Raw genomic sequence first — 14,595 nt, 5'->3', positions numbered from 1 at the left:
CCACCGCGGATCACTGGGTGACCCGCCGCTTCGGCCGAAACAACGACTGGCATGCTGGTCCGGCACTCTCAGGGGGGCCCGGCATGGGAGGGAATGTGTGACGACACCGCGGCACGCCCACGCCGAGGGTCAGCATGTCGCCACCGACCTGGTCGAGTCGCGACGGACCCGGATCTGCGGCATCCCGGTCGACGTCCTGACGATGGAGGAGTCGCTCGAGGCGGCTCGGGAACTCATCGAGACCGGAAAGCCCCACCAGCACGTCGCGATCAACGCCGCGAAGGTCGTCGCCGCCCGGCACGACCCGGAACTGCGCGACATCATCGAGTCCTGCGCACTCGCCAACGCCGACGGCCAGTCCATCGTGTGGGCAAGCAGGCTGCTCGGATCGCGGCTGCCCGAACGCGTCGCGGGCATCGACTTCATGCTCGGCCTGTGGGAGCTCGCGGCCGACCACGGATACGGCGTGTACCTGCTCGGCTCCAAGCCCGCGACCGTCCTGAAGGTGGCCGACGTCGCGCGCTCCCGTGGCGTGCGGATCGTCGGTGCGCGCAGCGGTTACTGGACGCCGGAGGAGGAGGCCGACATCGTCGCCGACGTGGCCCGCAGCCGGGCCGACCTGCTCTTCGTCGGCATTCCGACACCCCGCAAGGAAGAGTTCCTCCACCGCCACCTCAAGGGCCTGCGCACCCCGCTCGCGGTCGGCGTCGGTGGATCCTTCGACGTCATCGCCGGCGAGGTGAGCCGAGCACCGGCGTGGATGCAGAGGTCCGGCCTGGAGTGGGTGCACCGGATGCGGCAGGAGCCGCGACGGCTGGTCCGCCGCTACTTCGTGAGCAACCTGCAGTTCATGCTGATGGTTGCCCAGGACGCGGTCACCCACGCCCGCCGGCCGTCCTGACCTCACCATGTCGGTAACCGCGGAGGGGCCCCGACCGGCCGGCGTCCAGGAAACGCCAGGGACCGAGCGCGCTGGTCAGGCACCCGTGGAGACACGCGTCGGGGCGCCCGACCAGACGGCCGACCAGACCCCCGACCAGCCGCGAGGCCAGGTGCACTGGCTGTCCTGGGCCCGGATCGTCGCGATCGTCGCCGTGGTCACCATCCACGTGTGCTCCCACCTCGTCCTGGAGTGGGGAACGACGAGCGCCAAGCAGTGGCACTTCGGCAACCTCGCGGAGTCGGCGGCGAGATTCAGCGTGCCGTTGTTCGTCATGGTGTCCGGTGCGGTACTGCTGGTCCCACGCCCGAGCGAACGACGGCGCGACTTCTACCTTCGTCGGGCCAGCCGGATCGCGATCCCGCTGGTGGTCTGGACCTGTTTCTTCCTTGTCCTGGACGCCTGGAGCCACGGCCGCGAGGTCACGGCGTACACCTTCGTGCAGGGCTTCCTGTGGGGCCGGCCCTACTACCACCTGTACTTCCTGTACGTCGTCGCCGGCCTCTACCTCGTGACGCCGTTCCTGCGCGCGTTCATCGTGGGCGCCGACCGCCGTCTGCTCGTCGCCGCGGCGGCCGTGACCCTCGGCCTCGCCAGTGCCGACAAGATGCAGCACGTCGCGATGGGCGGTGGTGGCGGCTTCAACGCCTTCACCTACTTCCTGCCCTTCCTCGGCTACTACCTGCTCGGCTACGTCGTGGCGACCACGCGACCGCGCCGGCCCCGTCGTACCGTGCTCTGCTGGTCACTCGCGGCCCTCGTCGTCTCCGTGCTGGTCACCCACTTCGGCACGTGGTGGCTCTTCGCCCAGACCGGTGCCCAGCAGGGCCGGGTGCTGTACGAGTACTACGCGCCGCCGGTGGTCCTGGCCACCATCGCGATGGCGTTCCTGCTGCGGGCGTTGTTCGGCGACCGGGCCTCCACACCGGCCAGGTCCCGGCGGGTTCGTGGACTGGCCGACCTGACGTTCGGCATCTTCCTGCTGCACCCGATCCCGTTGGAACTCCTGGTGCGGCGGGACCAACCGGTGTTCTCCTCGGCGTACGTCGACATCGCCTTTCACGTCGGCGTCATCGTCGCGCTCGTCGTCGGCTGCGGACTGGTCACCTTCGTGGCGCACCGGATTCCGGTGATCCGGCGACTGGTGTAGAGCAGGCGCGGTCGGGCGGCCGTCGGATCTGCCGAGGAGCCGCCCGCTCGCGTACGGTAGTCGAGTCACACAACCAGGAGTCGAGCAGAGCCCCGCGGCCACGTGCCCGGGCCGGCCCGTCGGGAGCGACCGGTGGACAACCGCAACGCCCGGATCGCCGCGGTGGCAGCGGCGGTCGTCGCCGTTCTCGCGGTCGTCGCCTTGATGGTGAACACCTACCGCAACACCGGCGCCGCCGACGCGCCGCCGCCGGAAGCCACATCCACACCGATCGACGGAACACCCGCGCCCGCGGGACCCATCACACCCACCAGCGAAGCGCCGTCGCCGCCCGACGAGGGCTCCGACCACGAAGAGGCGCCCTACGAACCCGACGCGAAGACCAAGGCGGCGCTGGTCGACGTGACGGTGCGCTTCATCGCGGAGTGGAAGCGACCCGGTACGCCGGCCCAACGAGCCGCGCGGCTGCGGCCCTACGCGACCGAGTGGCTGTCCTCCCAGCTGTCGAAGGTCGACCCCGCGGAGCTGCCCACGGCCGCGGTCGACGGCCAACCGGCCATCGTCAGTGCGACGCCGTACGCCGCGAGTACGACCACACCCTTCGACGACGGGCTGCGCATCCGCTGCAACCTCGTCCTCGACACCACCGGATGGCGCGTCTCGGAGGTGTTGCCCGAACCCACCACCGCCTCGCCCACACCCACCCCCACTGACGCCGCCTCCGGCCAGAACCCGCTCACGACCCCGCCGGCCACGCCGAACGCCCCGGGCACCGGCGACACCCCGAGCCCGACCGGACGGCCGGCGGTCGGGGCGCCCTGATGGCCGCACCTGTCGTCGTTGCCGCGAAGGCGGCCGGCCAGAAAATCGCCAGGGCGGCCGCCAAACGGCTGGGCCGCCGGGCCGCCGACAGCGCGGTCCGGCGAGGAACCGGCGGGCGGGTCGGCGGCACACCCACCCGCCGCAACCTCTACGTCGCGCTCGGGCTGGCCGTGTTGGTGTTCCCGCTGGTGCTCGTCGGCCTGGTCGCCGCCGCCAGCGTCGCGCTCTTCGCCCCGCTCGGGGCGGGCAACGGCCAGGCGGAGGCCACCGTCCTGTGCGGACCGTCCGGGCTGGTCGCGAACGCGGCCTCCGCCGACGGACCGGCGGCGGCTCCGGACGAGGCGCCCCCCTCCCGCGCGGGCGTCACCGCGGAGGAGTTGGACGAGGAACAGGTCGACAACGCCAAGACCATCATCATGATGGGCAAGCGGGCCCAGGTGCCGGAGTACGGCTGGGTGGTCGCTCTCGCCACCGCGATGCAGGAGTCGACCCTGCACAACCTCGACTACGGCGACCGGGACTCACTCGGACTGTTCCAGCAGCGTGAGCCCTGGGGCTCCGCGGAAGAACGCCAGAACCCCGAGATCTCCTCGACGATGTTCTACACCGGGGGACGGGGCGGCCAGAACGGCCTGCTCGACATCCCGGGCTGGGAGAACATGAGCGTCACCGAGGCCGCCCAGGCCGTCCAGATCTCGGCGTTCCCCAGCGCCTACGCCGACGACGAACCACTCGCCCGCGAACTCGTCTCGTTGTACGGCGGCGTAGACGGGGGCACCTGCGGCTACCCGCCCGGCACGATCTGCCCGCCCACGCCCTGGCCGCAGACCGAGGAGCCGCTCACCCCGGACGCCGTCAAGGTGATGCGCTGCACCTACCAGCAGTTCTCCCAGTTCACGACCATCTACGGCATTGGCGACCGTCCCGCCGGCGGCGACGGCGACCACGCCAACGGCCGCGCGGTCGACATGATGCTGCCCTTCGACGACTACCGGTCCCAGCCGGCGAAGGCGTTCGGCTGGCAGGTCGCCAACTGGGTCCGCGCCAACCACGCCCGACTCGGCGTGCACTACGTCATCTTCGACAAGAAGATCTGGAACATCGACCGCGACGGGGAGGGCTGGCGCGACTACACCCACTACGGCGGCTGCACCAGCGACACCTGCCTGCACTACGACCACATCCACGTCTCGGTCTTCGGCAACGCGGCGACGCTCCCCGAAACCGGCAGTTGGGTGCTCCCCGTCAGCCCCGGCACCTACACCCTCACCGCGCGCTTCGGTTCCTGCGGTGGACGCTGGGAGAACTGCCACACCGGCCTCGACTTCGCCGCTCCCCAGGGCACCCCGGCGCGTGCGGCCGCGGCCGGAAGAGTCGTGTTCGCCGCTCGCAGCGGAAGCTACGGCAACCTGGTCAAGATCGACCACGGCAACGGCATCGTGACCTACTACGCGCACCTGCGCAGCTTCTCGCGCAACGTCCTGAACGCCACGGTCATCCCCGGGCAGATGATCGGTGAGGTCGGCCAGACCGGCAACACGACAGGCCCGCACCTGCACTTCGAGGTACGACGGCGCGGCGAGCCGGTGGACCCGGAGGTGTGGCTCTCCGACCACGGCGTACCCCCGTGATCGGCTCAGTTGCACAAGCACGCTGACCAACTACTGTTCGCCATGAGTACGCCGAGGACATCATGATGGTGCCGGATGCACGGCCGTAGAAGGGGGGACATGTCGTGACGACGAACTCCGGACCCGGCCCTTCGTTCGACAGGCCGGGCGGCGTCCCCCACACCGCAGCCGACGGCGGCCAGCCGGCTCCGGGTTCTGCCGCCGCGACCGACGACGGCCGCCTCGAACAGCTCGGGCCGGACACCCTGCCGGCGTTCGAGGCGCTCGAGACCAGGGCCGAACAAGACGACGACCTGCCACTGGAGGCGGCGACGGCGTACGGCATCGAGGGTTATGATCCCGACGATCCCTGGAATGCCGTCCTCTGCGTCGAGAACGAGCATGCGGTGACGGTTCTGCCGTTGACACCGAAGAGCCTGGACCACCTCGTCACCGCACTGAGCGAGGTACGCGACGCTCAGCGGATCGCGCTCGGCGTCGACCCCGACGACATCCCGGGCCCAGATGAGCCTTCCGAACCGGAGGAGCGACGCCCAGGCGCACTGCGGCAGATGACGCAGGCGGCCAGGTTCGCGACCGGGAGCGCTTCGGTCGCACGCCTGTGGAACACCTCCCTGAAGGGGAGGATGGTCATCATCGGCGGTGCCGTGCTCTTCGTCCTGCTCGGATTCCTCGCCTCCGTCTTCACTCGATAGCGTGCAGCCCCACCGCAGGGAGAAAGTTGTGAGTGACCAGCAGCCCCACGACGACGACACGTCGACGTCCGACGCGCGGAACGGCAGCGGCCGACCGGTGTCGTCCTCCGGGCCGCACGCCGGACCCGAGCACGACGAGAGCGCGCAGGAGGAGCACATCGGTGTCGGACGTCCTTACCAGCGCTCGACCCGACCCGACGCCGGCGGAACGGGCCAGGACGGCCGCGGTACGGCGCCGTCGAGGTCTTCGGATCCGGCTTCCTCGCAGTCGCCGCTGAACCCCGCGACCGGCTGGGTCGCGAGTTCCGGCACCGGCTGGTCGACAGCGCCGTCTGGTTGGTCGGGTGGCTCGGCCACCGGATGGCCGGGGCGGCCGGAGGCCGGAGGCGACGCCGAGCCACCGGCAGCCGGGCAGACCGCGTCCGACGAGCCGACGTTCGAGGCTGGCCCTTCCACCGAGGCGGAGCCTCGCCTGGAGTCGACGACCACCACGACGTCCACCGAACCCGCACCGGCGCCGGCCGAGTCCTCGCCCGCGAGCTCGCGAAGCCACGATCCGTCCAACCCCGGGGAGGGCGAGGCCTCCGGCTTCAGTATCGGTGTCGGCGCGGTCTCCCCCCACGCGCCGTCGTACTGGTCTCCGCCGCGGCCCACCAGCGAGCAGCCGGCCCAACCTGTGGCGGAGCCGACCGCGCCACCGGCTGCTCCCACCACCCAGTCCGGCGGTGAGGATGCCTCCTTCTTCGCCGCGCCACGGGCCGGTGGTCAGGAGCCGGACGCGCCGCGGTCCTCCGGATCGGCGCAGTCCCCGCAGTCCGCGCCCTCCGCGCCCTCCTACGTTGGCCAGACCTATCCCCGCCAGCCCAGCCCAAGCCAGCCCAGCTCGAGCCAACCCGCCCAGCCGGGCCAGGAGCAGGCGCCCGACCCGGTCCAACCCGACCAGCCACACCGCCTGCCGGGTGACCAGACCGTGAGCCAGACGCACCTCAGCCACTCGACCGCGCCCACGGGCGAGGTCAGCAGGTTCGGCCGGACCAACTCGGCCGGGCCAGGACTCGCTCCGGGACAGGAACGCCGCGCGCCGGCCAGGATCGAGACCGCGCCGGGCACCGGTTACGACGAGGAGGACGAGGGGTTCATCCGCGACCTCGCGACCCAGCGCCGCCGGCCGGTCCCACGGCACGGCTGGCAGGGCGTCGTCTACCGCATCAGCCGCATCAACGTCGGGCCGAGCAAGCGCGACCGCCAGGAAATCGACATCCGCGAGCGCCTCAACCGCCAACTGCGGCGTACCCGCGGTTACTGCGGCTACGTCGGTATCGCGTCGGAGAAGGGCGGCGTCGGCAAGACGACGCTCGCGGCGCTCCTCGCCGCCGAACTCGCCGAAGGCCGGCGAGAGTCCGTCGGGGTCGCCGACCTGAACCCCGACCTCGGCACACTCCCGGACCGGTTCGGCGTCCGCCCCCACCACTCGATCCGCGACCTGCTCGCGCACGTCGACGAGATCCCCTGGCGCTATCACGTGCACGACTTCATGGAGAAGGTGCCCGAGATGAACGTCCGGGTGCTGGCGGCCTCCACGGACCGGAAGATCCGCAACCAGCTGAGCATGAACGACGTCGAACTCCTCGCCGAGCTCTTCGCGCCGTTCTTCTCCTTCGCCATCCTCGACAACGGCACCCACATCACCCACGAGGCGATGCTCGGCACGCTCCGGGTCGCGCACGGCATGGTGCTGGTGACCGACAACACCAAGGACGGCGCCAACCTCGCCCGCAAGACCCTGCAGTTCCTGACCGACAACGGATTCCCCGACATGCGGCGTCGCATCGTGCTCGCCGTCGTCGCCAAGGAGACCGCGAGCCCGGTGAAGGTGCGGGCGATCGAACGCGCCTTCACCGACCACGTACGGGAGCTCGTCGTCATTCCCTACGATCCCTCCCTCGACGGCGGCGGCAAGATCCCCTTCCGCGACCCGAACGCTGTCAACAAGCTGTTGCGCCCACAGACCCGGGCCGCCGTACGCCGGCTCGCCGCCATCGTGATCGACGACTTGGTGGACTAGGGCGCCTCTGATGGATCATGGCCGGCTCGCGTGCCGCCGCATCCGGTGCGGGTCGACTAAGTGCTCTCGAATAAGTGTCCATCAGCGTCGTTTAGGTGTTACGAGTTTTGTATGGTCTTGTGTGTGAACCTCACGGATTGGGCACGCGCACAGGGGATCGCGCCGCGTACCGCGTACCGCTGGTTCCCTGAGGGCACGTTGCCGGTCCCTGCGGAACGAGTGGGGCCGCGCATGATCCTGGTGAACATCGACGCGAACACTTCACCCTCGATGTCCGGTGGTGTAGGTCTGTATGCCCGCGTCTGCTCCCATGGCCAGAGGTCCGATCTGGATCGGCAGACGGCGCGTTTGTCGGTGTGGGCTGGCAAGGCCGGGCATGAGGTCGTGCGGGTCGAGTCAGAGATCGGCTCGGGCGTGGACGGCTGCCGGCCGAGAGCGAAGCGTCTGCTGGCTGATCCGAAGGTGACCACGGTTGTGGTCGAGCACAAAGACCGCCTCGGCTGTATGAACGTGGAGTTGATCGGGGCGTCCCTGTCCGCGACGGGCCATCGTCTGGTCGTCCTCGATGACGGCGAGGTCGAAGAGGATCTGGTGCGCGACTTCGTGGAGGTGTTGACGTTGTTGTGTGCCGGCCTGTACGGGCGGGGCTCGGCGAAGGACCGCGCCCGCAGGGCTCTGGAGGCGGGGGCTGCCGATGGGTAGGAAGCGGCTGCGCACCATCGAAGCTGCGTTCGTGGCCCTGGGCCCGTCCGGGGTGGCGGTACGCGACCGCCTCAAACACCTCACGGCCGAGGACGAGGAGGTGTTGCGGCTGGTTGGTGAGCATCTGGGCGCTCTGGCGTCGGGGGATCTCAAGGCGCGGTGCGCCGATGGGTTGGACCACAGCGCGGAGGCGTGGGCGGCCCGTAAGCAGGGCCTGACGGCGCAGTCGTCGTCGCGTTGGGCCGGGTCGATCACGAAGGCGTCCCACGATCAGTGGGCGCTGTCGCGCCGCTGCCAACTTGCGCACATCCAGGGCCTGGAGGTCGGTGTGCGCATCCTGCGCCACCGCCTGTCTCAGCCTCTGGGGGAGAAGGGCACCAAGCGGGCAGGGGGCGGGTACCGCTCCGCGGGTGAGTGGTTCCACAAGTCCCGCCGCCTGGCGGCCCTGCAACACCGCCTCGATGTTGCCCGCGCTGAGGCTGAGGCCGGGGCTGTGCACGTCGTGCGTGGCGGCAGGCGCCTGATCAACACCCGTCACCACCTGGATAAGGCCCAGCTCAGCGAAGTCGCCTGGCGACAGCGGTGGGAGGCAGCGCGCTGGTTCCTCGCCGCTGACGGCGAGTCCGGCAAGCGCTTCGGCAACGAGACGATCCGCGTCACCCCCGACGGCGAGATCAACATCAAGCTGCCCGCCCCGCTCGCCCACTTGGCCAACGCCCGCAACGGTCGTTACGTGCTGGCCTCCGTGGTTGCCTTCACCCACCGGGGCGTGGAGTGGCGCGACCGAATCTCGGTGAACCAGGCCGTGGCCTACCGCATCCACCTGGACGTGGCGCGCGGGCGCTGGTACCTCACCGCGGCGTGGAGGCGGCCGGTGGTCAAGACGATCCCGCTCCAGGCGGCCCGCGCCGCCGGGATCCTCGGGGTGGACACCAACGCCGACCACTTCGCCGCCTACCACCTCGACCCCCACGGCAACCCCGTCGGCGAACCCAAGCGGTTCTTCTACGACCTGTCCGCAACCGCCGACCACCGTGACGCCCAGATCCGGCACGCCATCAGCCGCCTGCTGCACTGGGCCAAACGCTGCAGCGTGGCTGCGATCGGTATCGAGAACCTGGACTTCACCGCCGAGAAGACCCGTGAGAAACACGGCCGCAAGAAACGTTTTCGGCAGCTCGTTTCCGGGATCCCTACCGGCAAGCTCAAGGCCCGGCTCATCAGCATGGCTGCTGCCCAGGATCTGTCGATCGTGGCCGTCGATGCGGCGTACACGTCGATGTGGGGCGAGGAGCACTGGCGCAAGCCGTTGACCAGCAACAAGCGAAAGATGTCCCGACACGATGCCGCTGGTATCGCGATCGGGCGACGCGCCCTCGGGCACCCGGTCCGGCGACGGACGGCACCGCCCCACGACGACCAGAGCGATCCTCGTGGGCACCGGACCGCCCAGGCCGGACCAGAGGCACGAGGACGTGAGGGAACCCGCCCACCCGTCACGGAGCGTGCACACGATGCACGTCGCCGGCCGGAGACTCAGCGAACGCGGGAGACCAGCGCATCCAACACCGTTCGGGATGCGCGCAGTTCCAGCACGTGGCACCAGATACCACCCCTGGACACTGTTCAGGAACGGTCGCGGACTGATGCGGTTCCGACGTAGCCGACCGCGACCCGAGCCGGCGGCACGGCCGGGGTTGTGGGTGGGCATCGACCTCGGTACGACGTTCTCCGCCGTGGCGCGGGTCGACGAGTTCGGTAAGCCCGTCGTCCTCCCCAACCGTGACGGCGAGACCCTCACCGCGTCGGTGGTGTTCTTCGACGGGGAGCAGCCGCTGGTCGGCACGATGGCGAAGCGCTCGATCGTGAGCTCGCCGCTGGACGTGGCGCAGTTCGTCAAACGGGCCATGGGCGATCCGTCCTGGCGCTTCGAGACCTCCAGGGGGACGCCGTACCGGCCGGAGGAGATCTCGGCGCTGGTCCTCAAGCGGCTCAAGGAGGATGCCGAACGGCTACTCGGCGCGAAGGTCACCGACGCCGTCGTCACCGTCCCCGCGTACTTCGGCGACGCGGCCCGCCGGGCCACCATCGACGCCGGCACCATCGCGGGCCTGCGCGTCCGGCGCATCCTCAACGAACCCACGGCGGCGGCCCTCGCCTACGGGCTGGACGGATTGGTGTCGGGCACCGTCGTGGTCTACGACCTCGGCGGCGGGACCTTCGACGTCACGGCACTGCGGATCGAGGACGGCGACTTCCGCGTCCTCGCCACCCACGGCGACCGCAACCTGGGCGGCTTCGACTTCGACAATCTGCTGATGCGGCTGCTCGACGAACGTTTCGTCGCGGCGGGCGGGCCGAGCCTGCTCGCGGACGACACCACAGAAGCGGTCCTGCGGGAGAAGGCGGAGCTTGCCAAGCACACCTTGACGACGGTCGAGCGGACGCGGGTCGCCCTTGCCGCGCACGGATTCACCCACACCGTGCCGCTCACTCGGGCCGACTTCGAGGACACCGCCTCGGCCCTGCTCAGCCGGACCCGCGACATCACCGAGTTGGTGGTCGAGGAGGCCGGGCTCACCTGGCACGGCGTGGACCGGATCCTGCTGGCCGGCGGTGCGACGCGGATGCCGATGGTGCGCCGGATGCTGGAGCGGGTGTCGGGTCTGACCCCGGACGCTTCGGCGAACCCGGACGAGATCGTCGCCCTGGGTGCCGCGACTCTTGCGCAGCTCCTCGCGACCGACACCGACGACGGGGACGGGACCGCGTCGGGCATGTCCACGGTCGCGGCGCCGACCGTCAGCGGCATGCGGCCCGTCATCCGGGACGTCACCTCCCACGGCCTCGGCGAGCTGGTCCACAAGCGCGGCACCAGATCCACCGAGAACCGCGTGATCATCCCCCGGAACTCACCTGTACCTGCTGAGTGGTCCCGCGTCTTCCACACGAGATTCGACGATCAACCCGCGATCAGGACCAGCATCACCGAAGGCGATGACACCGACCCCGCGCACGTCAGAATCATCGGCCAGGAAGACATCGAGGTGCCTCCCTACCCGAAGGGCGCACCCTTCGAGACCACTCTCGCCTACGACGAGAACCAGATCATCTTCGTGAAGGTGAAGGACGTGACGGCCGACTCCGTCGTCGGGACGTTCGAGATCCTCTACGCACAGAACCTGGACGGCGACCAGCTCGCACGTTCGGCCATGCGGATCAGCGCGATCAGCCCGCTATGAACCGCTGCGGCCAACGGGAGCCTGCGTCTCGACCCGACCGCGCACGCGGGAGAGTTCCCTGTCGTTGAGCGTCCGTGGCCGGGCGCGCATCGACTCACCCACCTGTTCCCCACTGACCAGGCGTACGGCGACGCCGCGCCCGGGCCGGCGGGGGTCCCGCAGTTCAAGGTCGACGGGCTGCTCCGGAACCGCCGTCCCCCACAGCGCCACCACGGCGTAGACGTCCACCTCGGCCAGCCAGGGCAGGTCGGCCGCCGCGGTCACGGTGCGCAGGACCGGCTCCAGGCGGGCGGCCAACTCACGTACGTCGCCGTCCAGACCGTACGCCTCGACGGTCTCTCCGTCGCGCTCGACCGAGACCAGTCCGACTCGCCCCGGCCAGGTCCGCGACTCGACCACGAAGACCCCGGCGGGTCCGACCACGAGGTGCTCGACCGTCGCTCCACCTGGCAGGTCGACACCGCTGCGCACGAGCCACTCCTCGTCCAACGCCGTCGTCAGCGCCGCCCTGGTGCGCTCGGTCCCGCGCGCGAGGATGGCGGGACCCTGCGAGGTGGCCGCGTCCTCGGGTGTCACGAGGTGCGGTGCGTAGCGCAGCCGGGACGCGACGACGACGATGGCCATGGCCACGACCAGCCCCGCGACCGGCATGACGGTCACCGAGAGGTAGGACAGCAGACTGGCCAGGACGAGTGTCACCTGTCCGGCGACGACGGTGAGCAGGCGTCGCCGCGGCCGTTCGCGGGTGGCGGCCCAAGCAGTGACCGTCACGACCGCGAGGAACAGCCAGAACACGACGCCCAGGCCGAGTGGTGATGCTCCCCTGCTGCTCTCCGCGGCCGCGCGTGCCACCTCGGAGGTGACGACGCACGCGACGCACAGGGAGAGCACCGCGAGCGCGCCGGTCCGACTACGCCGGACCCACCAGACGAAGCCGGCCACGACCAGACCCGTCGCGGCGAGCACGACGGTGAGCCCGTCCTGCAGAGCGAAGACGAACACGACCAGAAGGGCAGCGGCTGCTCCGGCGAGGCGGAGCTGCCGGGTCCGCGCACGGGCGGTCTGATCCGATCGGGGTGTTCTCATTCTGGTCGGGGCGGGGTCTGCTTCTGCAGTTCCTCGAGAACCTCGTTGTGCCGGCGTGCCTCCTGCGCCGCCTTGGCCTGCTTGCCCTTCTCTTCCTTCGTCCTCGCGACCTTGCGGATCCGCGGGTTGTTGCCGGCCGCCGCCTGCGCCCGGTCGACCGCCTGGACCCGCTCGCGCCCGGCGTCCGTCGTCCATCTCGCCGCCGTGACCGCGCCCTGCATCCGGCCGCGGCGTACCTCGGTCCGCCACTCCCGGGAGCCACGCTCGTAGCCGACACGGTCCGCCGACTCGGCTCCGGTGGCGGCGCCGGCCCGCGCACCCGCGCGGACGTTGCGCTGCATCCGGTAGGCGCTGCCCGCGGCCTGCCGTCCGCGCGCCATCGCGGCGGTGTCGGAGGGCATGATGCCGACCTGCGTGGCTTCCTGGACCACCTGCGGGGCGATCGCGCCGGTGCGCAGAGCGGTGAGGATCTTCCAGATCGCCGCGGTCGCCACCAGCATGAGGAAGATCTTGATGACCATCCCGCCCTCGGCGACCTGGAGGATGTTCAGGACGGCGAGCAGCATGGCGAGAACCAGACCGAAGACGCAGCGCAGGAAGACGGCCTGCACCATCACCCCGGCCGTCATCCGGACGATCCGACGGGCCGGCGGGAACGCCGCGATCGCCCCGATCAGGGGTATGAAGATCCACGCCATCAGGAAGACGGCGTGCCAGAAGATGGTCAGCAGGGCGAGGATCCCCACGAAGACGAAGGCGATGAGGTTGACGAACAACGCCGCGATCGCCGTGGCCATCCGGCCGGTCGGCTGGGTGCCCTCCCAGAACTCGTAGTTCTGCGGATACTGCTGGGCGACCTTGTACTGCACGCCCTTCCACAGGAAGTAGTTCTGCCCCGTGTCGACGTCCTTGCCGTCCGCCTCGTCGAGGGTCTGGTTTCTGGACAGCGCCTGGGCGACGACCTGCTGGACGGCGAGGTTGATCTCCGCGTTGTCCTGCCCGGGCGCGGGGACCCGCGTGCTGCACCGGTACTCGATGCTCTCGGCCTCCGGCGGCCGTCTCTCGTAGATCGGCGCCTGGTGGTCGGGACAGTAGTCCTGGCCACCGACCTTCAGGTCGGCGGCCTTCAGTTGGCGTTCGGTTCCGAACTGGCCGTTGACCCACGGCTGGAACAAGAGCACTTCGTAGAGCATGCAGGAGGAGATCCGCTTGCCGAGGTTGTAGGTCAGCTGGGGATCGCGGGGCTCGGGGGCGGGCGCGAGGCCCGCGGAGTCGACCCCCGCGGAGTCCGGTGTCGTGGCGACGATGGGCAGGTAGCAGGGACTGGAGCCGTCGAGGTTCCGGTTGATGATCGCGAGGTCCATCACCGCGGAGTTGAACTCCGAGGTGTACTTGTCGACGGCCGCGGTGAGTTTGACGTAGTTGTCACCGGTGAGGATCGCCGCGATGACGACCACGATGAGCGCCGAACTGATCACCCCGGCGTAGGTCTCCCGCGCGTCGGCCCGGCGATGGAACCTGGTCAGCACCCACAGGCCGGTCACCGCGACGGCGACCGCGATCGCGGGTACGCCGATCTTGTCGTTGAGGTTGCTGAGCAGGTTGTGCTGCGCGTCGTAGAACGTGGCGAACGGCGCCTCGTTGCTCGACAACTGCTTCATGCCGATCGTCAGACCACCGAAGAACCCGCCGAAGGAGAAGAGCATCTGCGCGATGCCGGTGGCGGAGGCGTCCATCACCGAGCACTGCGACTCGAAGTTCTCCTCGGGTTCGTCGGTGTTGAAGCTGCTCGGGTCATCCTTGACCTCGGGCTTCATCGCCTTCGGTGTATAGGACCACAGCAGCCCGCGCGGACCGGCGACCTCGAGCAGGGTGTGGTCGGAGGGATTGGTCTGCCGGCCCCGCTTCTGCTCGTCGGGGTCGGTCGCGGGGTTGACGTCCTCCTTGGCGATGACGGGGATCCAGGCCGTCATGCCGGACCCACCGTGTTCGGGTCCGGCGTTGGTGATCTCACCGCTGCCGAACGGGCAGTCCCAGGGAGCGGCGCTCGCCGGGCGCATCGCGAGGGATGCGCCGAGCAGGGTGACCGCGACGACGCCGAACGCGACCAGGACCCGACCGGCGACCATCATCCGGCTCCGCCAGACACGCCGCCTCCGCACCGGCGTGGGTCCGGCCGCGGGGACGGCCAGGAGGAGTGGGTCGGGGCGCTGCCGGCCCGTCGACCGGGGCCGCACGGCACGGCGGCGCGGCGAGAAGCCA

The 14,595-nt window shown here is 70.0% G+C and carries 11 protein-coding genes; 9 read left to right on the top strand and 2 right to left on the bottom strand.

Annotated features, from left to right (window positions below):
• Positions 1 to 97 precede the first annotated feature (97 nt).
• The 9 genes from HEB94_RS09305 (at position 98) to HEB94_RS09265 (ending at position 11,247) form a co-directional block, all read left to right on the top strand.
• Positions 98 to 901, top strand: a complete 804-nt coding sequence (locus HEB94_RS09305) for a WecB/TagA/CpsF family glycosyltransferase (RefSeq protein WP_202896240.1) — start codon at positions 98 to 100, stop codon at positions 899 to 901.
• Positions 902 to 986: 85 nt separating this feature from the next.
• Entirely contained in the window at positions 987 to 2,090 is a 1,104-nt protein-coding gene (locus HEB94_RS09300) for an acyltransferase family protein (RefSeq protein ID WP_192749518.1), read from the top strand.
• 132 nt (positions 2,091 to 2,222) lie between these two features.
• Entirely contained in the window at positions 2,223 to 2,912 is a 690-nt protein-coding gene (locus HEB94_RS09295) for a hypothetical protein (protein ID WP_192749517.1), read from the top strand.
• Complete coding sequence (locus tag HEB94_RS09290) at positions 2,912 to 4,543, top strand: M23 family metallopeptidase (protein ID WP_192749516.1); 1,632 nt, start codon at positions 2,912 to 2,914, stop codon at positions 4,541 to 4,543. Before HEB94_RS09295 ends, HEB94_RS09290 begins: the two co-directional genes overlap by 1 nt.
• 104 nt (positions 4,544 to 4,647) lie before the next feature.
• Complete coding sequence (locus HEB94_RS09285) at positions 4,648 to 5,238, top strand: type 2 periplasmic-binding domain-containing protein (RefSeq protein WP_192749515.1); 591 nt, start codon at positions 4,648 to 4,650, stop codon at positions 5,236 to 5,238.
• A 28-nt stretch (positions 5,239 to 5,266) separates the two neighbouring features.
• A complete protein-coding gene (locus HEB94_RS53430) occupies positions 5,267 to 7,303 on the top strand; it encodes a nucleotide-binding protein (RefSeq protein WP_192749514.1) in 2,037 nt (678 codons plus the stop codon).
• A gap of 123 nt (positions 7,304 to 7,426) precedes the next feature.
• Positions 7,427 to 8,005, top strand: a complete 579-nt coding sequence (locus HEB94_RS09275) for an IS607 family transposase (RefSeq protein WP_192756341.1) — start codon at positions 7,427 to 7,429, stop codon at positions 8,003 to 8,005.
• On the top strand, positions 7,998 to 9,668 hold the full coding sequence (locus HEB94_RS52365; RefSeq protein WP_192749513.1) for a transposase: 1,671 nt from the start codon (positions 7,998 to 8,000) through the stop codon (positions 9,666 to 9,668). The genes HEB94_RS09275 and HEB94_RS52365 overlap by 8 nt, the downstream gene beginning before the upstream one ends.
• Before the next feature lie 40 nt (positions 9,669 to 9,708).
• Positions 9,709 to 11,247 carry an Hsp70 family protein gene (locus HEB94_RS09265; RefSeq protein WP_192749512.1) on the top strand — a complete coding sequence of 513 codons (1,539 nt, stop codon included), beginning with the start codon at positions 9,709 to 9,711 and terminating at the stop codon, positions 11,245 to 11,247.
• Here the strand turns inward: HEB94_RS09265 and HEB94_RS09260 are convergent.
• Together HEB94_RS09260 and HEB94_RS09255 are read right to left on the bottom strand one after the other, a co-directional pair.
• Entirely contained in the window at positions 11,242 to 12,333 is a 1,092-nt protein-coding gene (locus tag HEB94_RS09260) for a nuclease-related domain-containing protein (RefSeq protein ID WP_192749511.1), read from the bottom strand. The two genes, HEB94_RS09265 and HEB94_RS09260, sit on opposite strands and share 6 nt — an antisense overlap.
• Positions 12,330 to 14,465 carry a hypothetical protein gene (locus HEB94_RS09255; RefSeq protein WP_192749510.1) on the bottom strand — a complete coding sequence of 712 codons (2,136 nt, stop codon included), beginning with the start codon at positions 14,463 to 14,465 and terminating at the stop codon, positions 12,330 to 12,332. Before HEB94_RS09255 ends, HEB94_RS09260 begins: the two co-directional genes overlap by 4 nt.
• Positions 14,466 to 14,595: the final 130 nt, after the last annotated feature.

The sequence above is a fragment of the Actinopolymorpha pittospori genome, assembly GCF_014873875.1.
Lineage (GTDB): Bacteria > Actinomycetota > Actinomycetes > Propionibacteriales > Actinopolymorphaceae > Actinopolymorpha > Actinopolymorpha pittospori.
Note: the sequence above shows the minus strand (reverse complement) of the source record. Positions and strands in the feature narration are given on the sequence as shown.